Source organism: Arthrobacter sp. 05T442, from assembly GCF_056395945.1.
The window spans coordinates 22,630-48,395 of the sequence record NZ_JBFTKM010000008.1; the positions used below are offsets into that span (position 1 = coordinate 22,630).

General features: G+C 67.3%; 23 protein-coding genes. 14 read left to right on the top strand and 9 right to left on the bottom strand.

Annotation, left to right across the window (positions count from 1 at the left end; all coding sequences use genetic code 11):
• The first annotated feature begins 174 nt into the window (after nucleotides 1–174).
• From AC1DES_RS09735 to AC1DES_RS09765, 7 genes are all read left to right on the top strand, one after another.
• Nucleotides 175–2,169: a helix-turn-helix transcriptional regulator gene (locus tag AC1DES_RS09735; protein ID WP_476895498.1), complete on the top strand. Its 1,995-nt coding sequence runs from the start codon at nucleotides 175–177 to the stop codon at nucleotides 2,167–2,169.
• Nucleotides 2,170–2,195: 26 nt separating this feature from the next.
• Complete coding sequence (locus AC1DES_RS09740; RefSeq protein ID WP_476895499.1) at nucleotides 2,196–2,600, top strand: hypothetical protein; 405 nt, start codon at nucleotides 2,196–2,198, stop codon at nucleotides 2,598–2,600.
• A 35-nt stretch (nucleotides 2,601–2,635) separates the two neighbouring features.
• On the top strand, nucleotides 2,636–2,905 hold the full coding sequence (gene tatA / locus AC1DES_RS09745; RefSeq protein WP_476895500.1) for a Sec-independent protein translocase subunit TatA: 270 nt from the start codon (nucleotides 2,636–2,638) through the stop codon (nucleotides 2,903–2,905).
• Between the two features lie 48 nt (nucleotides 2,906–2,953).
• Nucleotides 2,954–3,748 (top strand): twin-arginine translocase subunit TatC, encoded by a 795-nt coding sequence (tatC, locus tag AC1DES_RS09750; protein ID WP_476895501.1) that lies wholly within the window; start codon nucleotides 2,954–2,956, stop codon nucleotides 3,746–3,748.
• A gap of 24 nt (nucleotides 3,749–3,772) precedes the next feature.
• Nucleotides 3,773–6,652 (top strand): DEAD/DEAH box helicase, encoded by a 2,880-nt coding sequence (locus AC1DES_RS09755; RefSeq protein WP_476895502.1) that lies wholly within the window; start codon nucleotides 3,773–3,775, stop codon nucleotides 6,650–6,652.
• Between the two features lie 119 nt (nucleotides 6,653–6,771).
• The gene (locus tag AC1DES_RS09760) at nucleotides 6,772–8,424 is read left to right on the top strand and encodes an amidohydrolase (RefSeq protein WP_476895503.1); all 1,653 of its coding nucleotides are present in this window, start codon (nucleotides 6,772–6,774) and stop codon (nucleotides 8,422–8,424) included.
• Between the two features lie 454 nt (nucleotides 8,425–8,878).
• Nucleotides 8,879–9,613, top strand: coding sequence for a polyprenol monophosphomannose synthase (locus tag AC1DES_RS09765; protein ID WP_476895504.1), 735 nt, complete (start codon nucleotides 8,879–8,881; stop codon nucleotides 9,611–9,613).
• Between the two features lie 108 nt (nucleotides 9,614–9,721).
• On the opposite strand, the gene AC1DES_RS09770 is transcribed toward AC1DES_RS09765, so the two are convergent.
• The 4 genes from AC1DES_RS09770 to AC1DES_RS09785 form a co-directional block, all read right to left on the bottom strand.
• Nucleotides 9,722–10,069 carry an RNA polymerase-binding protein RbpA gene (locus tag AC1DES_RS09770; RefSeq protein WP_476895505.1) on the bottom strand — a complete coding sequence of 116 codons (348 nt, stop codon included), beginning with the start codon at nucleotides 10,067–10,069 and terminating at the stop codon, nucleotides 9,722–9,724.
• 341 nt (nucleotides 10,070–10,410) lie between these two features.
• Nucleotides 10,411–11,388 carry an SPFH domain-containing protein gene (locus tag AC1DES_RS09775; protein ID WP_476895506.1) on the bottom strand — a complete coding sequence of 326 codons (978 nt, stop codon included), beginning with the start codon at nucleotides 11,386–11,388 and terminating at the stop codon, nucleotides 10,411–10,413.
• A gap of 123 nt (nucleotides 11,389–11,511) precedes the next feature.
• Nucleotides 11,512–11,973 carry an NfeD family protein gene (locus AC1DES_RS09780; RefSeq protein ID WP_476895507.1) on the bottom strand — a complete coding sequence of 154 codons (462 nt, stop codon included), beginning with the start codon at nucleotides 11,971–11,973 and terminating at the stop codon, nucleotides 11,512–11,514.
• Between the two features lie 172 nt (nucleotides 11,974–12,145).
• Nucleotides 12,146–13,003: a methyltransferase domain-containing protein gene (locus AC1DES_RS09785; RefSeq protein ID WP_476895508.1), complete on the bottom strand. Its 858-nt coding sequence runs from the start codon at nucleotides 13,001–13,003 to the stop codon at nucleotides 12,146–12,148.
• A gap of 106 nt (nucleotides 13,004–13,109) precedes the next feature.
• Between AC1DES_RS09785 and AC1DES_RS09790 the strand changes: the two genes are divergently transcribed.
• Complete coding sequence (locus AC1DES_RS09790) at nucleotides 13,110–15,236, top strand: S9 family peptidase (protein WP_476895509.1); 2,127 nt, start codon at nucleotides 13,110–13,112, stop codon at nucleotides 15,234–15,236.
• A 21-nt stretch (nucleotides 15,237–15,257) separates the two neighbouring features.
• Here AC1DES_RS09790 and AC1DES_RS09795 read toward each other — a convergent pair whose 3' ends face one another.
• Together AC1DES_RS09795 and AC1DES_RS09800 are read right to left on the bottom strand one after the other, a co-directional pair.
• Nucleotides 15,258–15,929, bottom strand: a complete 672-nt coding sequence (locus AC1DES_RS09795) for a peptide deformylase (RefSeq protein WP_476895510.1) — start codon at nucleotides 15,927–15,929, stop codon at nucleotides 15,258–15,260.
• Nucleotides 15,930–15,938: 9 nt separating this feature from the next.
• Nucleotides 15,939–16,898, bottom strand: coding sequence for a hypothetical protein (locus AC1DES_RS09800; protein WP_476895511.1), 960 nt, complete (start codon nucleotides 16,896–16,898; stop codon nucleotides 15,939–15,941).
• A gap of 70 nt (nucleotides 16,899–16,968) precedes the next feature.
• On the opposite strand from AC1DES_RS09800, the gene AC1DES_RS09805 reads away from it, so the two are divergent.
• The gene (locus AC1DES_RS09805; RefSeq protein WP_476895512.1) at nucleotides 16,969–17,385 is read left to right on the top strand and encodes a nuclear transport factor 2 family protein; all 417 of its coding nucleotides are present in this window, start codon (nucleotides 16,969–16,971) and stop codon (nucleotides 17,383–17,385) included.
• 34 nt (nucleotides 17,386–17,419) lie between these two features.
• On the opposite strand, the gene AC1DES_RS09810 is transcribed toward AC1DES_RS09805, so the two are convergent.
• Genes AC1DES_RS09810 through AC1DES_RS09820 form a run of 3 tightly spaced genes read right to left on the bottom strand, consistent with a single transcriptional unit; the run spans nucleotide 17,420 to nucleotide 20,530 of the window.
• Complete coding sequence (locus AC1DES_RS09810; protein WP_476895513.1) at nucleotides 17,420–18,553, bottom strand: FAD-dependent oxidoreductase; 1,134 nt, start codon at nucleotides 18,551–18,553, stop codon at nucleotides 17,420–17,422.
• Nucleotides 18,546–19,265 (bottom strand): class I SAM-dependent methyltransferase, encoded by a 720-nt coding sequence (locus AC1DES_RS09815; protein ID WP_476895514.1) that lies wholly within the window; start codon nucleotides 19,263–19,265, stop codon nucleotides 18,546–18,548. Before AC1DES_RS09815 ends, AC1DES_RS09810 begins: the two co-directional genes overlap by 8 nt.
• A 2-nt stretch (nucleotides 19,266–19,267) precedes the next feature.
• On the bottom strand, nucleotides 19,268–20,530 hold the full coding sequence (locus AC1DES_RS09820; protein ID WP_476895515.1) for a type III polyketide synthase: 1,263 nt from the start codon (nucleotides 20,528–20,530) through the stop codon (nucleotides 19,268–19,270).
• 416 nt (nucleotides 20,531–20,946) lie between these two features.
• On the opposite strand from AC1DES_RS09820, the gene AC1DES_RS09825 reads away from it, so the two are divergent.
• The 5 genes from AC1DES_RS09825 (at nucleotide 20,947) to AC1DES_RS09845 (ending at nucleotide 25,732) form a co-directional block, all read left to right on the top strand.
• Nucleotides 20,947–22,053 (top strand): tyrosine-type recombinase/integrase, encoded by a 1,107-nt coding sequence (locus AC1DES_RS09825; RefSeq protein WP_476895516.1) that lies wholly within the window; start codon nucleotides 20,947–20,949, stop codon nucleotides 22,051–22,053.
• Complete coding sequence (locus tag AC1DES_RS09830; RefSeq protein WP_461841819.1) at nucleotides 22,050–22,391, top strand: helix-turn-helix domain-containing protein; 342 nt, start codon at nucleotides 22,050–22,052, stop codon at nucleotides 22,389–22,391. Before AC1DES_RS09825 ends, AC1DES_RS09830 begins: the two co-directional genes overlap by 4 nt.
• Nucleotides 22,392–22,451: 60 nt before the next feature.
• Nucleotides 22,452–23,864 carry a site-specific recombinase gene (locus AC1DES_RS09835; RefSeq protein WP_476895517.1) on the top strand — a complete coding sequence of 471 codons (1,413 nt, stop codon included), beginning with the start codon at nucleotides 22,452–22,454 and terminating at the stop codon, nucleotides 23,862–23,864.
• Nucleotides 23,865–24,703: 839 nt separating this feature from the next.
• Entirely contained in the window at nucleotides 24,704–25,030 is a 327-nt protein-coding gene (locus tag AC1DES_RS09840; protein WP_476895518.1) for a DUF1905 domain-containing protein, read from the top strand.
• 216 nt (nucleotides 25,031–25,246) lie between these two features.
• Nucleotides 25,247–25,732, top strand: a complete 486-nt coding sequence (locus AC1DES_RS09845) for a MarR family winged helix-turn-helix transcriptional regulator (protein WP_476895519.1) — start codon at nucleotides 25,247–25,249, stop codon at nucleotides 25,730–25,732.
• Nucleotides 25,733–25,766: the final 34 nt, after the last annotated feature.

The window sequence follows — 25,766 nt, forward strand, 5'->3', positions numbered from 1 at the left end:
TCCTCGCAAGTCCGCAGCGGCTCCCCGGACAGGGAACCCCGCGGGCGTGGGCCCACCACCCGCCGGCGCCTCCGGCGGCCAGACGTCCGCAGGCGCGGTAACAATCGGGAAAGTTCTTCCGGCTGTTACCGCGCTTTCGTCTTAATCCGCCACGGACTTTAGTACCCTTGCGGGGTGTCCGCCTCACGTACAGAACGCCTCCTAAACCTGCTCATCGCCCTGCTCAACACCAAGTACGGCCTGCCCCGCAGCGAACTGCGCGAGAAGGTGTATCACGACACCACCAGCAGCGATGTCGCGTTCGGCCGGATGTTTGAACGCGACAAGACTGAGCTGCGCCACTTCGGCTTCGAGGTGGAAACGGTCATGGAGACGGGCTGGTCCTCGGATGACCCCGCGACCACCAGGTACCGGATCGGCAAGGAATCCAACCGTCTCCCGGACGTCAGCCTCACCCCGGAAGAATGCACGGTTCTCATCCTGGCTGCCCAGCTCTGGGAGCGGGCAGCCCTGGGTTCCGCCGCCCTCAACGCGGTGCGCAAACTGCAGGCCGCGGGCGGGCTGGCGGACCCTGAACTTCCCGCCGGCGTCCAGCCGCGCATCCGGCCAGCAGGCCAGGCTTTCGAGGACCTCCTCGCCGCCATGCACGCCCAGCATCCCGTGAGCTTCCGCTACTTCGCCGACAGCACCGGCAAGGAGGAAGAACGGCTGGTCGAGCCCTGGGGCCTGGGCAGCCGGTTCGGCCAGTGGTACGTCGTCGGTCAGGACCGGGCGCGCGGGGCGATGCGCTTCTTCCGGCTCTCCCGCCTCACCTCAGCGGTCACTGTGCTGGACAAGGAGTCCTTCACCCCGCCGTCCGGGTTCAACGTCCGGGCCGAACTTGCGGGCCTCCGGGAGCTGCCCGTGCGCACCGCCGTCGTCGACGTCGAGAAGGGCCGGCTGCTGGGGCTGCGCAAGCGGGCCGTGCCTGCCGGGGCGGCAGCCGGGGCGCCCCGGGCCGGCCGGGACAGGCTCAGCGTGCCCTTCCGGGACGCAGAGACCCTGGGTGAAGAGCTCGCCTCCTACGGACCGAGAACGGTGGTGGTTTCACCGCCCGAGCTCGCCTCGGCCGTCCGCCGGCGGCTCACCGCCGCCGCGGGCTTTGCTGCCGCCCCCGTCCCGGACGTGGCTTTCCCGCAAGACCGTGCCCACACCGGTCAGGTCAAGCGCGGACGGAAACGCACCTCCGAGGACCAGCTCAAGCGCATGCTGCAGCTCGTACCGTTCCTGGTGCACAACCAGGGCCTGCACATCAGTGAGGTCGCCGCGAAGTTCGGCGTCACCCGCAAAGAACTCGAAGATGACCTGCGGATCCTGATCTGTTCGGGCCTGCCCGAGGGCTACCCGGATGACCTCCTGGACATCCAGTGGGACGACGACCACGTCTTCATCATCCAGGACCTTGAAATGAACCGGCCCGTCCGTTTCACGGTCGACGAGGCCTGCGCCCTGCTGACCGGACTGGAGACCCTCAACGGGCTGCCGGAACTCGCCGAGGGCAGCGCCCTGGAGTCGGTGACGCTCAAGCTCATGGCCGCAGCGGGCGAGGAGGGCCGCAAAGCCGCGTCGCTCGCCGGCCCGGAAGTGGCCCCTGGGAACTCCGCCGCCCTGGAAACAGCCCGCGGGGCCATCCGTACCGGCGCCCAGCTCCACCTGCGGTACTTTTCCGCGCAACAGGATGCCGTGTCAGAACGCGATGTCGACCCGCTGCGCCTTTATTCGCTGGACAACACCTGGTATCTCGAGGCGTACTGCCACTCCGCCCAGGGCCTGCGCAACTTCCGGCTGGGCCGGATCGAAGCCCTGGAGCCCAACGGCCGCCCCGTGTCCGAGGCCGCAAAGCCGGCGGACAGCTTCCCGGTGAAGCTCTTCACCCCCAACGACGACGACACTGTGGTCGTGGTGGAACTGGCCCCGCGGGGGACCGGCCTGGCCGATGACTACTATGCCGAACGGACCGCCGCCCTCCCCGGCGGGGGAATGCTGGCCGAGATCCGGTTCGGCAGCACGGACTGGCTGCCCACGTTCGTCGCCCAGCACGGCGGCATGGTCCGGATCCTTCAGCCGGCTTGCCTCGCGGACGCTTCCCGGGAGTGGCTCGCCGCCGCCCTGGCCCAATATGAAGACTAGTAAGGACGCCAGCTAGACTACACAGCATGCCTTGGTGGTCTTGGATCGTGATCTGGATAGCGCTTGTCGCGCTGTCACTGTTGTTCTTCGTCGTGCTCGGCGTGCGGCTGTTCCGGCAGTTCACGACAACGCTCAAGGAACTCGGCGAGGCAGGGGAGCGGTTCTCGCGCCTGCCGTCCCGGCCTGACTCCGACGACGTCGGTTCAGCCGCCGTTCATCTTGGCGCCGTAGGCTTCGACGGCGCAGAGAACGGGGCCCTGCCCGGCTCCGGCCTGGAGCCTGGCGCCGCCGTCTTTGCCTCGCCCGCCCGGATGCGGCATGACTACGACGCATCCAAACGGTCCCGGCAGGACGCGCGGCGGCTGCGGCGCATCCGGCGAAAGACGGACCGGGGCCAGCCCCAGGCGCTGCGCGACATCGAATTAGGATAGACGTAGGATGTATTTCAACGAAAGGACTTTCCGGCATGAGGCTTGAAGGCTGGCATCTCATCATCATCATCGTTCTGGCTCTGGTGCTTTTTGCAGCACCGAAGCTGCCCGGCATGGCCCGCAGCCTTGGCCAGTCGATGCGCATATTCAAGTCGGAAGTCCGCGAAATGAAGAAGGACGGCACCCCCGAAGCCAAGACGGAATCCGACCCCGTCGAGGGCAGGGTTGTGAACCACCCGCGGCCCGCCGGCACTGAAAGCCGCACCGGAGACGGCACCGACGTTCCGCCGTCCAGCCGCGCCTAAGACCACATGGCAGTAACCATGAACCGTCGATCCAATCCCGAGGGTCGGATGGCGCTCCTTGATCACCTGAAGGAGCTGCGCAACCGGCTCTTCAAGGCGGCGATCGCGGTTGTTGTGGGAACCGTGGTCGGTTTCCTCGTCTACGAGCCCATGCTTGCGGCACTGATTAAGCCGATCCGGGACCTGAACCAGCATGAAGGCCGTCAGGCATCGCTCAATTTTGACGGCGTGGCAAGCTCCTTCGACCTGATGATCCAGGTGTCCGTCTTCCTGGGCGTCATCATTGCCAGCCCGGTCTGGCTCTACCAGCTCTGGGCCTTCATTGTTCCCGGCCTGCACAAGAAGGAACGCCGCATCGCGCTGTCCTTCGTTGCAGCCGCCGTGCCATTGTTTGTCGGCGGCGTGCTTCTGGCCTGGCTCGTGCTGCCAAACGCGGTCCGAGTGCTGACGGACTTCACCCCCTCCGGCGGCTCCAACTTCATCAGCGCCCAGATCTACCTGTCCTTCGTCCTGCGCCTCCTGCTGGCGTTCGGCATTGCCTTCCTGCTGCCGGTTGTCCTGGTCGGCCTGAACCTGGCCGGCCTGGTCAAAGGCCAGCAACTGATGAAGAGCTGGCGCATCACCGTGTTCCTTGTCTGCCTGTTCTCCGCCATGGCCGCGCCGGGCGCGGACGCCACAAGCATGTTCTATCTGGCCGTGCCCATGCTGGTGCTTTTTTTCACGGCCATCGGGCTCTGTGTACTCAACGACCGCCGGCGGGAACGGCGCGCCGTCAAACTTGCTGCGGAGACCGAAGCCACCGCAGACCAGGCAACTCCCAGCTCCGAGCTGGAGAATCTCTAGCCGCCGGCGCACTAGGCTGGAAGCATGTCTTCAGAACCCGGACCGGAGTCACCGTCCGAACGCTACCGAGCCAGTGTCGAACGGGCCGCGGAAGCCAAAACGTATCTGGGCGGTTTCATCCGCACGCTCGAATTCGAACTCGACGATTTCCAGCGCGAGGCCTGCCTGTCCCTCCAGGCCGGCAGGGGAGTGCTCGTGGCGGCCCCGACCGGCGCGGGCAAGACGATCGTTGGGGAGTTCGCCATCTACCTGGCCCTCCAGCGTGGCCTTAAGGCCTTCTACACGACTCCTATCAAGGCCCTGAGCAACCAGAAGTACTCCGAGCTGGCCGCGAAATACGGTGCGGACCGGGTGGGCCTACTCACCGGGGACACCAGCATCAATGGCGACGCTCCCGTGGTGGTGATGACCACCGAGGTCCTCCGCAACATGCTCTACGCGGACTCCGACACCCTGGCCGGCCTCGGCTTCGTCGTGATGGACGAGGTCCACTACCTTGCGGACCGCTTCCGGGGCGCCGTCTGGGAAGAGGTCATCATCCACCTGCCCAGCGAGGTCCAGGTCGCATCGCTGAGCGCGACCGTCTCCAACGCGGAGGAATTCGGCGCGTGGCTCGACACGGTCCGCGGCCAGACTGACGTGATCGTCTCCGAGCACCGCCCGGTACCCCTCTGGCAGCACGTCATGGTGGGCCGGAAGATCGTGGACCTGTTCGCAGGAGACACAACCTTCGATGAGATCGCCCCGGCCGGCGAGTCGGATGTGTCCGCGACCACCGCTGCTACCGCCGGGCTCAGCACGCGGCCCGGGTTCGAGGTGAACCCGGAGCTCCTCTCCATGGCACGTGCGGAGAGCCAGATGAACTTCCGGGGCCGCTTCGGCCATGGCGGCCGCAACCAGCGTCGGCAGCAGCGTGACGAACCACAGGGCGGTCCGCGCAGTCCGGTCCGGAAGTCCAGTCGTCCCCAGGTGATCGCGAGCCTGGACCGGCAGGACCTCCTTCCGGCGATCACTTTCATCTTTTCGCGCGCCGGCTGCGACGCCGCCGTCGCGCAGTGCGTCGCGGCAGGACTGTGGCTGACGACGGAGAAGGAACAGCTGATCATCGCCCAGCGGGTCGACGAAGCCGCCCAGGACATTCCCTCGGACGACCTCGAGGTCCTCGGGTTCTGGAGCTGGCGCGACGGCCTGCTCCGCGGCCTCGCCGCCCACCACGCCGGCATGCTGCCCACTTTCAAGGAAGTCGTGGAGAAACTGTTCGTCGACGGGCTCGTCAAGGCCGTTTTCGCTACGGAGACCCTGGCCCTCGGCGTCAACATGCCGGCCCGCTGCGTCGTGCTGGAGAAGCTGGACAAGTTCAACGGCGAGGCCCACGTCAACATCACAGCGGGGGAGTACACCCAGCTGACCGGCCGCGCCGGCCGCCGCGGCATCGACGTCGAGGGCCACGCCGTCGTGCTCTGGCAGCCGGGCACGGATCCGGCGGCGGTCGCGGGCCTGGCCTCGCGGCGCACTTACCCGCTCAACTCGAGCTTCCGGCCCACGTACAACATGTCGATCAACCTGCTGGCCCAGTTCGGCCGGCCCAGGGCCCGGGAAATTCTCGAGTCCTCCTTTGCCCAGTTCCAGGCCGACCGTTCCGTCGTCGGGCTGGCGAAGCAGGTCAGGAGCCGGGAGGAATCGCTGGCCGGTTTCAGCAAGGCCATGACCTGCCACCTCGGCGACTTCACCGAGTACTCCCGGCTGCGCCGTGCCCTGGCCGACGCGGAGAACAACGCCTCCAAGAGCAGCTCGCGAGCCCGGAAGTCCCTCACCGAAGACTCCCTGAGCCGCCTCCTGCCCGGCGACGTCGTCGACGTCCCCACCGGCCGCGCGCCCGGACTCGCCGTCGTCCTCAGCTCCGACCACCACTCCCGTGAGCCCCGGCCCGCGGTCATGACCCTCGATAACCAATTGCGCAGGATCGGCACGCAGGACGTCGAGGGCCCGCTTTCGCCCATCACCCGGATCCGGATCCCGAAGTCCTTCAACGCCAAGGTGCCCAAGTCCCGCCGGGACCTGGCGTCCTCGGCCCGCAACGCCCTCCGGGACAACCGCCCGCCCGCGCCGCCGAACCGGAACGAGGACTTCGGCCGGGCTGCGGCACTGCCGGACCTGGAGCGGAGAATCACCGATCTGCGCCGGGAGCTCCGCGCCCATCCGTGCCATGGCTGCAGCGAACGCGAGGACCACGCACGCTGGTCCGAACGCTGGTGGAAGCTCCGCCAGGAAACGGACTCCCTGGTGCGCCAGATCCAGGGCCGCACCAACACCATTGCCAAGACCTTCGACCGGGTCTGCGGCGTGTTGACGGGCTACGGCTACCTGGAAACGTCCGACGCCGGCGTGCCGTCCATCAGCCCCGACGGGCAGCGCCTCCGCCGCATCTACGGGGAAAAGGACCTGCTGATTTCCCAGGCACTGCGGATGGGCGCGTTCAATGACCTCGACGCCGCGGAAATCGCGGCCCTGGCCAGCATCCTGGTGTTCCAGGCCAAACGCGAGGACCGCGGGCTACGGCCGAAGATGCCCAGCATCTCGCTGGAATCCGCGGTGGATACTGTTGTGCACGAGTGGTCGGCTCTTGAAGACGTCGAGGAGGCCGCGAAGCTCCCGCTGACCGGCGAGCCCGAGCTCGGCCTGGTGTGGCCGATCTTTAAATGGGCCAACGGAAGGCACCTACAGGATGTGCTGAGCGGCACGGACCTCGCCGCCGGGGACTTCGTCCGCTGGGTCAAGCAGGTCATCGACCTCCTGGATCAGCTCGCCAAGATCCCGAGCCTGGACCCCCGTATTGCGCGGCTCTGCGGCGAGTCGATCAAACTCGTCAAACGCGGCGTCGTCGCGTATTCCTCGGTGGCCTAGCGCCCGTTGGACGCCGGCCCTGAACCCGGCCACCCGCCGGAAACACCAGGCAAACACCGCACTCTATTTCGAATATGCCGGCGCCGCGCCGGCAAACAGTTACAAGGAGCCTCCGCACCATGACCGACTCACCGGCCGCCCCGGCACCCCGCAAGGTCACGCTGTACCGCAACGGTTCCGTCTACACGGCCGCAGACCCCTTTGCGACGGCGATGCTCGTCGACGGCGACACCGTTGCCTGGGTCGGCTCGGAGCAGGCCGCGAGCTCGATTGCCGACTCCTCCATGGACGTCATCGACCTCCAGGGTGCCCTCCTGGCTCCCGGATTTGTCGACTCCCACGTGCACCTGACGGAGACCGGTATTGCCCTGGAATCCCTACAGCTCGGCGGCGTCCGATCGGCCGCTGAACTGCTGGCGGCGGTGGCAGGGTCCGCCCAGCAGGGCACTGTGCTGGGCCACGGATGGGACGAAAGCCTGTGGGCCGATCCGGCACTGCCGGGGCCGGAAGAACTCGAACGTGCGGCTGGCGGCAGGAAGGTCTATCTGTCCCGCGTGGACGTGCACTCGGCGCTCGTCTCGCCCTCCCTTGCGGCGTCGGCGGCGCTGGACGGCCTTGACGGCTACTCTGCCGGCGGCCAGGTCAAACGCGGCGCCCACACCGCCGCCAGGCTCGCCACCCGGCAGCTTCCCGCCGCAGCGCTGCGCGGCTACCAGCAGCGGGCGCTGGCTGAGGCCGCCGCCCACGGCTATGTTGGCCTCGCCGAGATGGCGGCCCCCCACATCGGCAGCGTCCTGGACCTGCAGCTCGCGGCGGCCTGGAACACGGACGGCGACGGCGGTGGGGCAGTACCGGAGATCCTGCCGTACTGGGGTGAGCTGGCCACTTCAGCGGACCATGCCCGGTCCGTCCTGGACGGCCTGGGCGTATCCGTCCTCGGTCTCGCCGGCGACCTGAACATCGACGGCTCGATCGGCTCGCGGACTGCGGCCCTGCGTGCGGACTACAGCGACGCTCCCGGGGAGCGCGGCAGCCTGTACCTCTCAGTCCCGGAGGCGGCCGCGCACCTGGCGGCGTGCTCGCTGCTGGGCATCCAGGCAGGTTTCCACATTATCGGCGACGCCGGCCTGGATGCAGCCCTCGAGGCCCTGGACCTGGCAGCCGCCGAGGTGGGGGAGCAGCGGATCCGCGCCGCCGGCCACCGCTTTGAGCATGTCGAGATCGCCGACCCGGGAGCCATCAGCCGGCTGGCCCACTATTCCGTCACGGTCAGCGCCCAGCCCGTCTTCGATACCCTCTGGGGAGCGGAGGGCGCCCTCTACGAGCGGCGCCTCGGCTCCCGCAGCCTGGGCATGAATCCTTTCGGATCCTTCTACGCCGCCGGCGTGCCCATCTGCTTCGGCAGCGACAGCCCGGTGACCCCGCTCCGGCCTTGGTCCAGCGTCCGCGCGTGCCTGGAACACACCAACCCCGCGGAACAGATCTCGGCCCGCGCGGCGTTCCTCGGCCACACACGGGCCGGGTGGCGCGCGGCCCGCTACCGGAACCCCATGGCCGGCCAGCTGGTCCCGGGGGCTCCGGCCAGCTTCGCAGTCTGGGAGGTCGAGGAACTGATGGTCCAGGTCGCTGACGGCCGGGTCCAGTCCTGGAGCACGGACCCGCGCGCCCGCACGCCGCTGCTGCCGGCCTTGGATACGGGCAACGATCCCGTCTGCCTCCAGACGGTGCGGGACGGCCAGCAACTGTTCTCGAGCGGTTCCCTCGGCTCCTGAAGACCGGGCTGCCCCGCCTCGTCATCCGGGGCGCCCGGCACGAAACATTGACGTTTTCAACCCGCCCTTGAGCTGGGCCGAAGGATATCCGGGCAGGTCACGGATCGGTTGACAGATCCGGGCGCCTCCGTAGCATTGAGGGGCGACGGAGGCTTGCGCCAGTCTCCGGTCGTCCCCGGTCCGTGCCGCGGGCTGCCGCCCGTGCGGCAGCTTGCCCGGCCGTGACCGCGGGTCCCCTCAGGGGCGGGTCCACTTCGCAGCAGAAAACGGTTCCGGCGCCGCTCCTCGCGGCCTGCCGGAACTGGCCCGAAGCGGGTGGACCTGCCCGGCGGGGACGCGCGGCCTGCGAATCGCCGGCGACTCCCTATAATGGAGAGTTGCGTCCCGCTGACAGTCACTAATGTCTGCTGCCTGCCGGGCGCTTTGACCGCTCCCTTCAAGGAAAGGCCTCGCTGTGCGTGTCCTCACCATCATCCCGACTTACAACGAGCTCGAATCGTTGCCGAAGACCCTCGGGCGCCTGCGCACGGCCGTGCCGGCTTCCGACGTGCTGGTCGTCGACGACAACAGCCCCGACGGCACGGGCCACTTGGCGGATCGCATTGCCGCGGAGGACGCGCAGGTCCACGTCCTCCACCGCCAGGGCAAGGCCGGGCTCGGCGCGGCCTACATCGCCGGCTTCAAGTGGGGCCTCGCGGCCGGCTACGACGTCCTCGTGGAAATGGACGCAGACGGTTCGCACCAGCCCGAGCAGCTCCCATTGCTGCTCGACGCCGTCGAGCAGGGCGCCGACCTCGCCATGGGTTCCCGCTGGGTTCCCGGCGGCAGCGTCGTGAACTGGCCCCTTTACCGCCAGGCCATCTCCCGGGTCGGCAGCACGTACGCCCGCGTCATGCTGGGCGTCAAGATCAGGGACGTCACGGGCGGCTTCCGCGCTTTCCGCCGCAACACCCTGGAGAAACTGAACCTCGACGCCGTTGACTCGGTCGGTTACGGTTTCCAGGTTGACCTTGCCTGGCGTGTCGCCAAGCTCGGCTTGAAGATCGTGGAGCGCCCCATCACCTTTGTCGAGCGTGAGCTTGGCGCCTCCAAGATGAGCGGCAATATCGTGGTGGAAGCCATGATCAACGTCACCAAATGGGGCCTCCTGGCACGCTGGAACAAGCTGACGGGCAGGAAAGCCGCCTAGCCGTTCCCGCGGCCAACGGACAGCAAAGGGCCGGGCCAGCATCGTCGGAAGACGGTGCGGGCCCGGCCCTTTGCTTATCAGTCGTACGCTCGGCGGCGCGCCGTCGTCTTAGGCCGAGCGGCGTTCGCCGCGGCGTTCACGCAGGATCGTGAGGCGGTCGTCGAGGATCTGCTCCAGCTCGGGAAGCGAGCGGCGCTCCAGCAGCATGTCCCAGTGCGTGCGCACTGCCTTCTCGTTGCTGTTGACGGGGCGTTCGCCGTCGACAAGCAAGGCTTCCTTGCCCGTCTTCGAAACCCATACCGGGGGGATCTCCGCTTCGGAAGAGAAGGTCACGAACACCTGCTCGCCGTCCTCGCAGCGGTACTCAACGCGCTGGCGCGGAGCCGGTTCGACGCCGGATTCGGTCTCCATGCTCTGTGCGCCAAGGCGCATACCCCGCAGGCTGCGATCGCTCATCTTTTCTCCCTCTATTCGGTTCGCGGGGTGGTGCCCCGCGTTAGCCGGGGGCTGTGGGGCCCGGCCGGACTACTGTTTGCATCGCGTTGCATCTGTGCCCAAACGCCGCATATGCAGTCACTCAATCAACGCTTTGCGAAGCTTATTTGTTCCGGCCAGCTGAACCTGCCGGACAAATATTCAAGTATACGGGAACGGCGCGTTCCAGGTAAAGCCTGGCCACGCCTCCGCGGACGGTGAGACGTCGGCCGGTCACGTCCCGGCGGCCCCGAACCCGAGGGCTGGTGCGGATCCCACCGGTGAGGCACGCTCCTCGGGGTTCGGCCAAGGGCCAACGCGACTCACGGCTCCGGGTGTGTACCTGCGGCGGTTCCCGCCGTCCCGGCGCCTGCGCCGTCCTCCCGGCCGGCCACTGCGCCCGGGCCGAACAGCCCCTCCGTTGCTGGGCCGTTAGTGCCCAGGGCACTGCCGATTCCCTTGAGGGCCTCGCCGATCTCGCTGGGAATGATCCAGAGTTTGTTGGACGTCCCCTCGGCAATCTTCGGGAGGGTCTGCAGGTACTGGTAGGCGAGGAGTTTCTGGTCCGGGTTGCCCTTATGGATCGCGTCGAACACCTTCTGGATGGCCTGGGCTTCGCCGTCGGCCCGGAGGATCGCCGCCTTGGCGTCGCCTTCGGCCTTCAGGATGGAGGACTGCCGCTGGCCCTCGGCCGTGAGGATGGCCGACTGCTTGGTACCTTCCGCGGTGAGGATGGCGGCCCGGCGGTCACGTTCGGCACGCATCTGCTTTTCCATCGAGTCCTGGATGGAGTGGGGCGGATCGATTGCCTTGAGTTCCACCCGGGACACGCGGATCCCCCAGCGGCCTGTGGCTTCGTCGAGGACCCCGCGCAGCTGTCCGTTGATCTGGTCGCGGGACGTCAAGGCTTCCTCCAGGTTCAGCCCGCCGACCACGTTGCGGAGGGTGGTCGTGGTGAGCTGCTCAACAGCCTGGATGTAGTTGGCGATCTCGTACGTCGCGGCCCGGGCATCAGTGACCTGGAAGTACACCACAGTGTCAATGGAGACCACCAGGTTGTCCTCGGTGATGACGGGCTGAGGCGGAAAGGAAACCACCTGTTCACGCAGGTCAAGGAGGGGCAGCAGCCGGTCGACAAACGGAATCAGGATTGTCAGGCCCGGGTTCAGGGTCCGCTGGTACTTGCCGAGCCGTTCAACGACGCCGGCACGCGCTTGCGGGATGATCCGGACCGACCGGACAAGCACGATAATTACGAATGCGACCAGAACCAGCAGCACAATTGCGACTGCGATATCCATACATCACCTTTTCCCCAGTTGTTTCGTTGAGCTCTCGCTGTGGCGGATCCGCCGCCACAGCCCTGCCGCCGGTGCCGGCTGCAGGAAGTCGTTGCCGCAAAGCGGTGTGCTCACCTTCGACGGCTACTGCACGGCTGTTTCCGGCTGCGGGGCCACGACGGCGGTGGCGCCGTCGATGGCGCTGACGACGGCGTGCTGTCCCGGCTGCAGGACCCCGGTCTCGGACCGGGCGCTCCAGACGTCGCCGCCGATCTTGACCAGGCCGCCGCTTGCGCTGACGGCTTCCATGACGAGCGCGGACTCGCCGATCAGGCGCTCGATGTTGCTCCGCTGGTCTGCCGGGCCCCTGTGGAGGTGCCTGAGGGCGACCGGCCGGACGAAACCGATCATGAGCAGGGACACCACGCAGAAGGAGACTATCTGGAGCCAGAGGTCCGCGCCGGTGAAGTCGGCAATCAGCCCGGCGAGGGCGCCGCCGCCGAGCATGATGAAGAAGAGGTCCAGGGTGAGCATCTCGACCACGGCAAACACCAGGAAGGCCGTAAGCCACAGGGCCCACCAATTCCCGGCCAGCCATTCGAACATCTGTTTCCCCCTTCGTCACGGGAGTTGTACGCACCGTTGCCCAGCAACTGTGATTACATCCTAAGCCGGTGGACAAGGGCCGGGGCCGGACGCCTGAAACTTCTGCCCGATGCGGCCAAGTCGTTATACGGGGCCGGCCGTCCGGGTCCACGCGGGCGACCGGGAAGGAGGGCTAGGCAAGGGGTTCAAACGCGCTGATCCGGAAGCGGGCGGACACTGCGGTCCGGGGCGGCATCCCGGCCACGAGCCCGGCCAGGGCGGCCCGGTCCAGGTGGTGGCCTGCCGGCCCCATCAAGGCCAGGTTGGCCACGTCCTGCGGGGTGAGGGACAGCGGCAGATCCAGGTCGCGTGCGACGAGCGGGGAAAAATGACCCCTCAGGGAGGCGGCGAGCCGCTCGTCCTTCGCTGGTTCGATCCCCAGCATCCCGGTCTTCCCGGAGACCTCGGCGAGATGGCCGACCCTCGGCGTCACCACCACCAGCCGTCCCCCTTTGCGGAGGACGCGGGCGAACTCGGCCGCGTTGCGCGGAGCGAAGACAACCGTGACGACGTCGACGGCGTCGTCCGCTATAGGCAGAGGCTGCCATATGTCGGTGACCAGGTTCACGGCCTCCGGGTTCAACCGTGCGGCTCGGCGCAGCGCGAACTTGGAAATGTCCAGGCCGATGGCGGCGGCTGGAATCCTGTCCAGCAGGGTCCTGAGGTAGTGGCCGGTGCCGGTACCTGCGTCCAGCACGGTGGCTCCGGGGCCGTGGGCGGCGCCCGACAGCGCGGGGGCGGCCAGTTCCGCGACGGCGTCGGCGAGGGGCTGGTAGTGGCCGGCGGAGAGGAAATTGAAACGGGCCGCCACCATGTCGGCCGCGTCGGCCTCAAAGACGGTGCCCTTCCCGACGAGGAAGTTGAAGTAGCCCTGCCTGGCCGCGTCGAAGCTGTGGCCGGCCCCGCACACCAGGGTGCGGCCGTTGCCGTCGCGCGGCCCCAGGCCGGCCCGGCACACCGGGCAGAGCAGGGACGAGGAGGCTGTGAGCATACAGTCCATCCTAGGGGCGCGGCTGCGTGCGGGGACCGCCCGGGCGGCTCACCGGGAGGGCGTGAGGTATTTCACAGTCCGCGCAACACGGGTTAGGCTCACAAGCGTGAAATCCGAACATCTGCCGCTGCTCAATTCCGTCTCCGCCCCCGCCGTGCACCCTGACGGCTCGCGGGCCGTAGTATCCGTGGTCCGACCCGACTTTGACGCCGACGCGTATGTGGGCCAGCTATGGACCGTTCCGGTGGATCCGGCGCAGAGGCCGCGGCGCCTGACCCGTGGTTTTCGTGACACAGCCCCGGAGTTTTCGCCGGACGGTCTGGTGCTGGCGTTTCTGCGCGCGGCGCCGGGCGGGAAGCCGCAGCTCCATGTGGTGGAAGCATCCGGCGGCGAGCCCCAGCCGGTTACGGATGCCCCGCTGGGCGTGTCCGCCTTTGCCTGGTCTCCGGACTCGCGGACGATCCTGTTCAGCGCCCGGGTCCCTGCGGAAGGCCGGTACGGCAGTGTCGAGGGCGTCTCCGCTGGCGGCGAGGACGCCCGGCTGATCACCGACTACCAGTACCGCATGAACGGCGTCGGCTACACCGCAGACAAGCCGCTGCAGCTGTTCGTCGTTGAACTGCCGGAGCTCGACGCGGAACCGAAGGTGGCGCCGGCGGGCCGGGCCTTGAAGTCCCGGGCCTCCTCCGCTGGCGGCCCCAGGGACAATGCTGACACCTTGTTGCCTGCGGCCAAACAGCTCACCGCGTCGGCCACGGACCACGACAGCGCCAGCTTCAGCGCCGATGGCCGTACCATTTACTTCACCGCGGCCCTGCATGAGGGCCGCGACGCCGACCTCGAGAGCGGGATCTACTCGATCCCCGTCGGGGGAGGTCAACCGGAAGCAGTACGGCCGGGCAACTCCGGCCGGCAGACGGTCAGTGCCGTACGCCAGTCCTCGGACGGGCAATGGCTGTTCTTCCTCGCCCAGGACATCGGCGACTCCGGCCAGGACTTCGTGGCCCGGAACACCGCCTTGTGGGTCATGCCGGCAACGGGCGGGGCCGCCTCCGTCCTGAGCGACGTCGAGACCGTCGACCTCGGCGCCAGCAGCCGGATCGAACTGCGCGGCGCAGACCGGGCCCTGCTGCTGAACAACGCGCACGGGACGGTCGAGCTGCACGAGTTCGGCGCCACCGGCAGCCACGCCGTGCTGGTCGACGGCGACCGGGTGGTCACCGGGACCGCCGCGGGTGGCGGATCGCTCGTGCTCAGTTTCACCGATGCCTTGACCGCCGGGGACGTGGCGGTGCTCGACGGCGGCCGGCTCCGGCTCCTGACGGATTTCTCCGCCCCGCTGCGTACCAAGGCCGGCGTGATCGAACCGCAGGAGCTGTCGTTCCCGTCGGCAGACGGCTACCCGGTCCACGGCTGGCTCGTGAAGCCTGCTGGCAAGGGCCCGCACCCGGTGCTGCTGGACATCCATGGCGGGCCGTTCGCCCAGTTCAGCGGTGCACTGTTCGACGAGGCCCAGGTCTATGCCGAGGCGGGCTATGCGGTGTTGATGTGCAACCCGCGGGGCTCGGCCGGTTACGGGCAGGCTCACGGCCGGTCCATCAAGGAGCGGATGGGCACGGTTGACATGCAAGACGTCCTCGCCTTCCTGGACGGGGCCGTGGCGAAGTTCGAGGAGCTCGACGCCGACAACCTCGGCATCATGGGCGGCTCCTACGGCGGCTACCTGACTGCGTGGACGATCAGCCACGACCACCGTTTCCGCGCGGCAATCGTGGAGCGCGGCTTCCTGGATCCCGTGAGCTTTACCGGGTCATCCGATATCGGCTGGTTCTTCGGCGGCGAATACACCGGCCGTTCCGCGGAACAGATGCAGGCCCAGAGTCCGATGGCGCGCGTGGACCACGTGCGCACCCCGTCGCTGGTCATCCACAGCGAGGAGGACCTGCGCTGCCCCGTGGAACAGGGCCAGCGGTACTTCACGGCGCTCAAGCTGCGGGGGGTGGAGGCCGCCTTCCTGGTGTTCCCCGGTGAGAACCACGAGCTCTCCCGGTCCGGAACGCCTCACCACCGCAAACAGCGGTTCGACGAAATCCTGAAGTGGTGGGCGCGCCACCTCCCGACGCCCGCGAACCCGGCGCCGGGTTCGGCGGCGGAAGCTCCCGCGGCGGAAGCTGCGGCGTTGGATTCGGACCCGGATTCAGACTCGCGGGCTGCGGCACCGGCACACCAGTGACGCCGGGACGCGCCGCCGGGTCTACGCCGGCGGCGCGTCCGGCAGGAACCCGAGTTCCTGCCGGGCATGGCTGATGTCCGGCTGGGACCAGCGGGCGGAGTATTCGGCGTTACTGCTGATCGAACGCAGCTCCGCCCGGTCCAGGTAGAGGATCCCGTGCACGTGGTCCGTCTCGTGCTGGACAATCCGGGCCTGCCAGCCGCTGAACTCTCGTTCGAGCTGCGAACCGTCCAGGGCAGTGAAGCCCAGCCGCACCGCCTGCGGCCGCATGACCGCTGCCTGCAGCCCGGCCACGGAAAGGCATCCCTCGTAGAAGGCCACAGCCGCAGACCCGAGCGGCACGTACGACGGGTTCAGCATGACGAAAAACGGCAACGGTTCACGCCCGCGGGCGGCAGCAACGTCGGGATCCACCTCAAACTGGTCCTCCAGTACCGCGATCTGCAGGGGGATCCCGAGTTGCGGGGCGGCCAGGCCAACGCCGGGAGCCTTGTGCATGACGCTGCGCATGAGGCCCACGAGCTGTCCGAGTTCCGCATCGGTCAGTTGGCCGGTGAACGGCGCGGCAGCATGCCGCAGAACAGGGTGGCCCGCCTGGACAATCGGGGGCAGCACGCCGGCGGTCAGGATCTGCTGCACGGTCTCCTGGATGCGTGCGGCACTGAAGTCGGTGGGCTTGGCGTCTGAGGACATGGGACCAGACTACTGTCGTCCGCAGGCTGTCGTGACAAAGTCATAGATCCTGTCCCGTAATGTGGCGCCGGCGTCGATCTTCAGGAGGCCCTCCCGTCCTGCGACGCTTACCCGGAGCGGCAGTAGCGTCCCCACCTTGTCTTCCGCCACAGCGTGGGGATCGCAGCGGGCCGGCCGGATGCCGAGCCGGAGCTCCTGGCCGGCACCGCCGGCGCGCACTGTGACGGCCCGGGGCCACGGTGCGGCCGGGTCTTCGGCGAGCAGCGTGGTTTCCTGGATGCGGTCGATCGTCAGGGCGTCGGCGGCGCCGGCGGGACCGTGCGGGGTAACGAGGAGCCGCACGACGGCGGTCTTCGCGTCCGCTGCCACCTCAAGTTCCGGCACGGCGCGGATCGAGGCCACCGCCGCGGCAGCCTGCGCCAGGCACATTTCGGCGTTGTTCCTGGCCAGGACGCCGTAGGGGTCCGGCGCCGCAGCCGTCGGGGCAGCGCCGGGAGCTGCTCCGGCGCCGGAGGTGGCCAGCCGGAGGGACACAGTGGCGGGCTCGCCGGCGCCTCCTGCCGGAGCCGGCGTGCGGCTGCAGTCCGGGGCGGGCAGCGGAGCCGAAATGCTCTTCGTCTGCCCCGGCGGGAGCTCGATGCCGCCCGGCTGTCCGGGCCACGCGATCGCCGCGCTGAAGAGCGGGCTCATCAGCTCCGCACCGGCGACCGTCAGCGGCCGCCCCGTGGTGTTTGTGAGCTGGATTTCGATGATCTGCTTGCTGTAGTTATCGCGGTACTGGTTGATTGCCGCAGTCACGGGCGGCGGAACTGCCGGGGCGGCGGTGCTCGCTTCCGTGCCGGCGGTGCTCCCACTGCAGGAAGCCGCAGCGGCCAGGAGTGCGACGGCGGCCGCGGCATGCAGTGATGTCCGCAATACTGATTGCACGGCCGCTTGACGACAGCGGCGGCTCGCGGGGAGCGGGTCCATGCGGCCAGTCTATTCCCCGGCGCGTTTCGCTCCAGCTGCCGGGTTCCCGGTCGTCGGCTAGTCTCATTCCATGACTGCACGACCTTCCGGCGGCACGCCACTTGACTGCGTTCTCGGCCTCTTGCGTGCCCTGGAGTCCGGCGGCGGGGCGGCCGGGATTGGCCCGTTCCTGGCCGAGAACTACACCCTCGTCGAGGCACCCCATCTGCTGGCCCCGGAAGGGGCGACGCGAAACCGCGAACAGGCCCTGGCCGGGGCGGAGGCCGGGGGCCAGGTCGTCTCCGGGCAGCGCTTCGACGTCCGGCGGACAACGTGTGACGGCGGCCGCGTGGTGGTGGAGGCCGATTGGTCCGCGACCGTGTTGATGGATCTGCCGTATTGGGACGCGGGCGAGCTCATCCGTGCCCGGACGGCATCAGTCTTCGAGGTGCGGGATGGCCGGATCGTCAGCCAAGACAGCTACGACTGCTATTACACGTCACCCTGAGCCGGGCGTCCCGGCGGCGGGGTCCCCGCGGCCGTCAATGCATCGTGAAGCGGCGGGCCACCAGCGAATTGACGGCGGGAACGCCAGCGGCGGCGGAGATAGCCCGGTTCCGCACCGTCAGAACACCGGCCGGGAGCGGGCGCCCCAACGCCATGTTGATCTCCGCTTGCCGAACCGCTTTGGCCGCGGACCGCAGCCGGGTCCGTTCAAAGGCCCGCAACGGCCCGGCCACGTTTTCGCCCTGCAGTCCAGCCAGCGCCGCAGGCACAAGCGCCGCCGCGTCGAGCCATCCGAGGTTCATGCCCTGCCCCCCGATCGGGCTGACCTCGTGGGCTGCGTCCCCGATCAGCACGGTGCGCCCGGCGACCATCCGGCGGGCCACGCGTGAGCGGACACCGAAGCTGCTGAGCATGCTGTTGGTCCCGGGGTCGACGCCGATCCCGGTCCGCTCGAGGACGCGGTGCGCCAACCACCGGGCGTCCGCATCCGGCTGGGCCACATCGAGCCGGACCACCCAGCGGCGCAGCCTCCCGGGCAGGGGGAAGGACTCGACGATGCCTTCGCCTTCCAGGAACAGCGCGGCGTCCGGGCCGAAGTCCGTGCTGTCGGCAAAATCTCCCATCAGGTAGCTGTCCGGGTAGTCCTTCGCCCGCAGCGGGATGCCCTTCAGCGCGCGCACGCCGGAGCGCACACCGTCGGCCGCGATGACAAGGCGCGCCGCGTACCGGTGCGGACCGCCGGCCGAGGCAGCCTCCACCGTGACCCGGCCGCCGTCGTCGTGCAGCCCGCGGAGCCGGACGCCGCGGAGGAGGGCTTCCGGGTCCAGCTCACGGACGCGCTGTTCCAGCACCGCTTCGGTGCGCACCTGCGGCAGGGCGAGCACGTACGGGTAGTTCTCGGACACGCCGGCGAAGGACATCTCGGCGAGCGTCCTGCCGCGGGCGACGGCAACGCCGCGACGGATCCGGACGCCGCCGGCAATGAGCGCCCGCGCGACGCCGACCTGTTCAAGCGCCGCAAGCGCCGGGGGATGGATGCCGATGGCGCGGGAGTGCGGATCCGGGGTTGTCCGTTGTTCCAGGACCCGGACCGCGACGCCGTGCTGCAGCAGCAGGGCGGCCATGAACAGCCCCACGGGGCCGCCGCCGATGATCAGCACGTCAGCCACCGGCAGCACGCACCGTCGCGTTGTCCAGGATCAGCAGGTTGCGGAAGGGGGAGTGCCTGAGCACCGTCCATCCCGGGGGAGCGGCGGACCTCAGCTCCGGCGCGGTGTAGCTTCTCCGGATGGAGGTAAGCCCGTCCTGCCGGATGTAGGAACCGGTGAAAATCCAGGCGCCCGCGAAGAACAGCGCGTAGGCGGCGGGGGAGCGGCGGAGGTCGTTGTGGATGGCCAGGCCGCGGCCCAGCGCAGCCGACTCGTCGAGGAACCGTGGAAACTCCTCTGCCCCCAGATGGTGGAGGACGTGGTTGGACACCACGAGGTCGTAGCTTTCGCCGTCCGCCACGAGCTGCGCGGCGGTGGCCTGGCGGAACGTGACTCCTGAGGCCGCATGCCGCTCGCGCGCGAAGCGGCTGGCCCTCGGGTCAGGGTCGATGGCCGTGATCTTCAGGCGCAGTCCGTCCCGGGCGGCCCAGCGGGCGAGAAGTACCGGCACGTCCCCGCCACCGCAGCCGATGTCCAGCAGGGTTGTCGGGATACTTTGGGACAGCCGTGGCCGCAGCCGGGTCCGGTAGATGCCGCGCCAGCCCGCTACCACGCGGTTGACCATGGCGAACTGGGCATAGGTGCGGTCCAGCCGCCGGGGGTCGCATCCGGGCAAATCCATTTCCTCGACCGCGCCTGCGGCACGGTCCCGCAGGAACTTCACGCTGTGCATTTTCAGGCGAGGGCCGGCGACGACAGCGGTGATGGTGCCTGGACTGTCCCAGCCGCCGTCTCGGCTCTGGATTTTGCCCTGGTGTCCGGACGTAAGGGCGCAGCGCGCCGCGGGTCCCGGAGCTTGGTGAAGAGCGCTGTTTCCACCGTCAGTCCGGGGCCGAACGCCATCGAGCAGATCCGCTCGCCGCCGTCCGGCCCTCCGCCGCCAGCTCCGTCCGCTGGCGGGAGGTCGAGTATGTGCTTGATCACGAACAGCACCGTGGCGCTGCTCATGTTGCCGAAGTTGCGGAGCGTTTCGCGGGCAGGGACCAGCTGTTCATCGCTGAGGTCCAGCCTTGACTGGACCTTGTCCAGTATGCTGCGGCCGCCGGGATGGATGGCCCAGTGCCGGATGTCCCGGTAGGGGAGACCCAGCAGGGAGCTCTCCCGGGACAGCAGGGGTTCCAGTGCGCCGATGATGTGGTCGTCAATGATGTGGGGGACGTAATTGCCGAGCACCATCTCGAAACCTTCGTCGCCGATGTTCCACGCCATGGATTCCTCGCCGACGGGCGTGAGCACCGTCTCGAAGTGGTCCAGGCGCATCAGCGCGGGTTCGTCCGGGATTTCCCTGGCGCTGACGATGGCCGCGGCGGCACCGTCGGCAAACAGTGCCGATCCCATGATCGTGTCGGGATCGTTGGAGGTGCGGACGTGGAGGGAACAGAGTTCGGCGCAGACCACTAGCACCACGGCGTCCGGATCGGCCTCACAGAAGGACTTGGCAGCCCGGAGCGCCGGGAACGCCGCGTAGCAGCCCATGAACCCCAGGTGGTAGCGCTGCACGGCAGGGTTCAGGCCGAGGGCGCGGACGATTTTGTAGTCCGGGCCGGGATTGAAGAATCCGGTGCAGGAGACGGTCACGAGGTGAGTTATGTCAACTAAATCGATTCCCGGACATGCAGCCAGGGCCTTCTGCGCCGCCCCGATGAAGAGCTTGGTCGCTTCGGTGGCAAAGATGTCGTTCCGGACTTTGGTGCTGGGACTGAGCAGGAGTCCCGTGGCGGGATTGAAGAACCGGGGATTTTCCGCCTGGCTGTCCTTGGTCAGTTCCTCGACGGCGGTATGCCGCGTGTCGATGGCCGCCGAATCAAAGCAGGTGCCGACGAGCCGGGTGCCAAGCCTGGTGAGCCCTGGCTGGGCGGCAAAAACATCCCGGGCCTCGGACTGGATCAGGACAGTTGGCGGAACAGCAGTTTCCAGGGACCTCAGGTAGACCGTCATGGTTCATTCTCAGCGAGACGGTCGCCAAAGACAATGGATTCGGCCTGACAGCAGAGGAACCGTGGGGCGGATATCTCGGGTTTGCCGCCGGGTCCGCGGGCCCCTTCCGGACTCCCCTCAACAACGCCGATAATCCACATTATGTAAAGTCGAAGTGATCCAGTTGCAGAATTTGCAGATTAGGCCCCGATGATACGCCTCCCCTATTTCCGACTGCCTGGGGATTGAAATCCGCGCCATTGGATGGCTCCAAACCTTTTCGACGACGCGCCGGGCGTCAGTCCGGCGCGTCGAATGGTCGACGGATTCGGGATGCCGCGAAGGCCGATAATTCCGCGGCATTTAGGGGTTTCCTTGACATGGATTCGCATTTTATGCACTCTGAGAGCATTATTTGCAGACATATCGGAGACGTGATGGACCCCGAGCAGGGCCGGCTGATCAGGCTTCCGCTGCGCCAGGACGCGATGTCCGCGGATGCCGTTTTCGAGGACATGCTCACGGGCTGGAAACAGCAGCAGCTGGCTCGGAACTTTACGGTCGGCACGATCCGAGGACGGGAAAGTCTTGTCCGGCGTTTCGTGGATCATACGGGGCATTTTCCGTGGGACTGGACCGTCGGGGACGCTGATGACTTCTTCGCACACGAGCGGTCGATCGTAAACCTGGCGTTTGCCACCATCCGGGCCTACCAGACGCATTTGAAGGTGTTCTGCGATTTCCTGACCGATCCTGTCTACGAATGGGACAGCATCTGCATCCAGGCATTCGGCCGCTCCCCTGCCCAGATCATCACCGAGTTCAACCGCGCCCGCCACGCCCAGAACAACGAGCAGGCACCAGCCAAGCGGCCGTTCACCAGGTCCGAGCTGCAGGGATTCTTCGACCTGGCGGATCTCGAGGTCGAACGGGTCCTGGCCTCGGGACGAAAGGGCGCGGTCGCCGCTTATCGTGATGCCACGCTGTTCAAGACCGCCTATGCCTGGGGCCTGCGGGCCAACGAGGTCACGCACCTGCAGACCGTGGACTTTTCCCGAAACCGCAGGGCTCCGCAGTTCGGTGAGTTTGGTGTCCTGCAGGTCAGATACGGCAAGGCACAGCGCGGCTCACCGCCCAAGAGACGCTCCGTACTGACGGTCTTTGACTGGTCCCCGGCCGTCGTGGACATCTGGATCAGGACCGGACTGCCGTGGCTGGCACCGGCGGTGCCAGAGGTCTTTCCCACGGCGAACGGGCTGCCGGTTCCCAAGTCCAACCTGCACCGCCGCTTCCGGGACTACATCGATGAGCTCGGTTATCCGCCCGGCCTGGACATCCACTCCCTGCGCCGGTCCTATGTCACCCATCTGTTTGAGCACTTCGGCTTCGACCACATCTTCGTCCAGCGGCAGGTCGGCCATGAACACGCATCGACGACATCCCTCTATACGGCCGTCTCCAGCGATTATCAGACGAGTGAGCTCAACCGTGTGCTGGAAGGCATGATTGACAGGGCCGTCCGGCCGAAGGAGGAAAGACAATGAAACGAGACATCGAGTACCGGTGGCGGGCCCGTGAGCTCATGGCCCGGCATGGCATGCGCAACACCCGCGAACTCGTGGCACCTCTGCGCGAGAGAGGCATCACCCTCTCCGAATCACAGATCTACCGCATGGTCAGCCAGAACCCCGAACGGATCTCCTTCCAGCTCCTTGCCGCCCTCTGTGACATCTTCGGAGTCGAGGCAAACGAGCTGTTCACCTTTACGGCCACCGACGCTAGGACCAAACGCCAGAAACAGGCCGCCGCGTCCGGGGAAAACGTGGTCAGGTTCGCTGACGCATACAAGCCTGTCAGGGCCCGGATCCTTGACGACGACTAAGCCCGGGACCGCGGCCGGCCCCGGTCCCCCGGCGACCACCGGTGCGCCCGATGCGGACGCATGGCCGCCAAGATCCGGGTGACCTGGCCCGACGGACCAATCTGCGGGATCTGCTTCACCACCGCACTGCGCACGCGCGGAACCTGCCCCGGCTGCGGCAAAGACAGGCTGCTCCCCGGCAGGACCGCCGACGGCGCCGACATCTGCAGGGACTGCGCGGGCATAACCACTAACATGAGCTGCCAGAGCTGCGGCACCGAAACCGAACGATTCCGCGCCGGCCACTGCATCCGCTGCGTCCTCCGCTCCGACCTGGATGCCCTGCTCCACCCCCACACTCCCCCAGACTTGCGCCTCAAACGCCTCATCGGAGTGCTCGCCGACGCGGCGAGGCCCGAGAGCATCTACACCTGGATGCGCGGGGCCAACACCAAAGAACTCCTCACCGGTCTCGGCACCCGAAGCATCGCCCTCACTCACGAATCTTTTGACGCGCTGCCCGCCTCCCGCTCAGTGGAGTACCTTCGCGAGCTGCTCGTCCACCATGGCATGCTTCCGGCCCGCGACCGCCAACTCGCCGCCTTCGAAGCATGGCTGACGGCCCGCATCCAGGCCCTCTCCGAAACACCGCACATACAGGCGCCGATCGAACGGTTCGCCCGATGGCACCACCTCAATCGCCTCCGCCAAATGGCCAGTCCGGGAAAATCGCTGAACACCGCCGTCCGCTCCGCGAAACAGGAAATCACTGAAACCGGGAAGTTCCTCAGGTGGCTGCACGCGGAGCACGGACTTGCCATCCAGGGCCTGAGGCAGACGCACCTGAACCAATATCTGAGCGAAGGGCCCACGACCCGTTACGTGATCCGCACCTTCCTCGTCTGGCAGATCAAGAACAAGGAAATCGGCAGGCTTCAGATACCGCACCGCTACGCCGCCACCATGCCGCTCATCACCCAACAACAACGCCTCACCCTGATCCGGCATTGCATCGAATCGACGTCAGCGCCCCTGGGATTCCGGGTCGCGGGGCTGATCCTGCTGCTCTTTGGCCAGCCGGTCGGCAAGATCGCCGCTTTGAAATGCGCGGACCTTCAAGCCCTGCCCGAGGGTCTGCACCTGAGCCTGGGCAACACCCCCGTCCTGGTCCCCGCCCAGATCGCCCCCATGTTCTGGGACTACCTGCACGACCGGCCCAACCAGCAGACCGGCAACGCCGCGAGCCAGTGGCTCTTCCCTGGCACACTCCCGGGCCAGCACATCCACGCCGACGCGATGATGAGCCAACTCCGCGCCCTCGGGATCGATCCCGGCGGCGCACGGAACACCGCCCTGCGCAGCCTCATCGAGGAACTGCCACCAACCCTGGTCGCAAACGCACTCGGCTACAGCTACCAAGTCATCCACAAACACGCCGCCGATGCGGCGATCCCGATGGCCGGCTACGCGACGAAGCCCACCTCACCCAGATAAGACCCGTGCCTGAAGCGTTCGTCACGCAAGTGCGCTGGCCGGCCAGTTACTTCGTAAGCCGGCCAGGGTCCCAAGGACGTGCAGGAGGTTTGCGGAGAATTACCCAGAGCGGGAAAGCCATGATGCCCAACATCAAGGCTGTTCGCCAGGACGCGCCGTCGACGGAAAGCGTTCTAATCAGCACACCGGCGAACAGTATGAGTACCCACCAGGCCGTATATAAGGCCCCACGTTCCCTGCGTTTCCACCAGCCAAGACGTCCCTCGACGTCGGCCGGGGGCTTACGATCTGCGCTGGAGAACTGACCCACGAGGAGGCCGGTTATCGCCACCGCCACCACCGAGTACGAAAGGACACCGCTGGCCACGCCCACAGAAAGAATGATCAGCACAACCAGCAGGAACACTCTCACCGCGACCCGGACACGTGGGCTCAGTCTGATTCGGCTGCCACCACTCCCACCCTCCACGACATCCCCCTAAATACCGTGCACGACAAAAAACCCGCACGCCTACCGCGCGCGGCCGACTTCTCACTCTGAAGGATACGCCCCTGGCAAATGCGGAAATGAAGCAGCCTGAGTGGTGGTGACCGCTCGGCCCATAGCGGGAACCTAATCCGTTGAAACGCCCAGCAAATAGGACTCAGACGGATAAGTGCCGTTCCCGCTTGAACTTTGCGTAGCTCGTCAGATGAAGCATTCAAGCCCTCTCCAGTGGCCGCTCCGCGCTTGGCGGTCGCTGTGTGTTTCTCCGCGGCTTCAACGCTTTTCCCAATTGAGCTCGATGCGCAGCAAAAGACGTTGATATCGCGACGTGCCACCACTAGCGTTGCGTGACGTGGACACGACCTTCAGCGCCGAATTGTTCGAATGGCGTGGTCCGGCGCCGTTCTACTGGTTGTCGCTGCCGGCGGACGTATGTGACTACGTCCGGGCCGAGGCAGCGGCGGTCACCTACGGGTGGGGCGCCATCCCGGTGCGCGTGCGAATCGGTGGCACCGAATGGGAGACCTCGCTGCTGCCGCACAACGGCGAGTACGTGCTGCCGGTAAAGAAAAACGTCCGCACGCAGGAGCGGTTCGGCGACGGTGACACGGTGACGGTCGCCATGAGCCTGGCCCCTCGCGGTGGTCGGGCCGCAAACGGCACCGGCCCGACCGTGTGAGGCACTGACAGGCCTAGCCGCGTCCGAACGGCAACACCGTTCCTCATCATGAATAGACTCTCGCCCGGCCGAGGCCCGGCCGGGAAGCGCTCGTCCTCGTGTGCGGGTTATCGCATCTGACGCAATATTGTCGGTTCCAGCCCACTCCCCCGGAACCCCAAAGGCATGCCGCAGGCCACTTTGCGGCCCGGAAGTACCGGGACGATACTGGGGTCCGTGGAGAAAATCGAAGCCGGCAGCGCCGACGCCCAGATCGATGCGGTCCTGCGGGCCGCCAACGTACTGCTCCGTGTCGTGGCGCAGTCGGTGATCGAAGTCGAAGACGTGGTGACCAGCCCCCAACTGCGTGTTCTGGTCCTGATGGCGCAGCAAGGACCGCAGAATCCCGGCGCCGTAGCCAGCCACCTGGGGGTACATCCCTCCAACGCCACCCGCATGTGCGAACGGCTGGTGCATGCCGGGCTGATCGTCCGGCGCGATTCTTCCGGGGACAAACGGTACCGTGCGCTCTCCCTGACACCTGGGGGCGAGTCTTTGGTCAACACCGTCCTGGAACACCGGCGGCAGGCCGTTGCAGCGGTCATAGGACGAATGCCGGAAGAGCTGCGCGGGCTTGCGGCGCTTGGCATGAGCGCATTTGCGGAGGCCGACGGCGGCGAAGGCACCGAGGACGGCCGGTTCGCCATCGAGCTCCGCACGTGACGGCCCCTGATTCCGGGGCCGCCGCCCAAGCCCG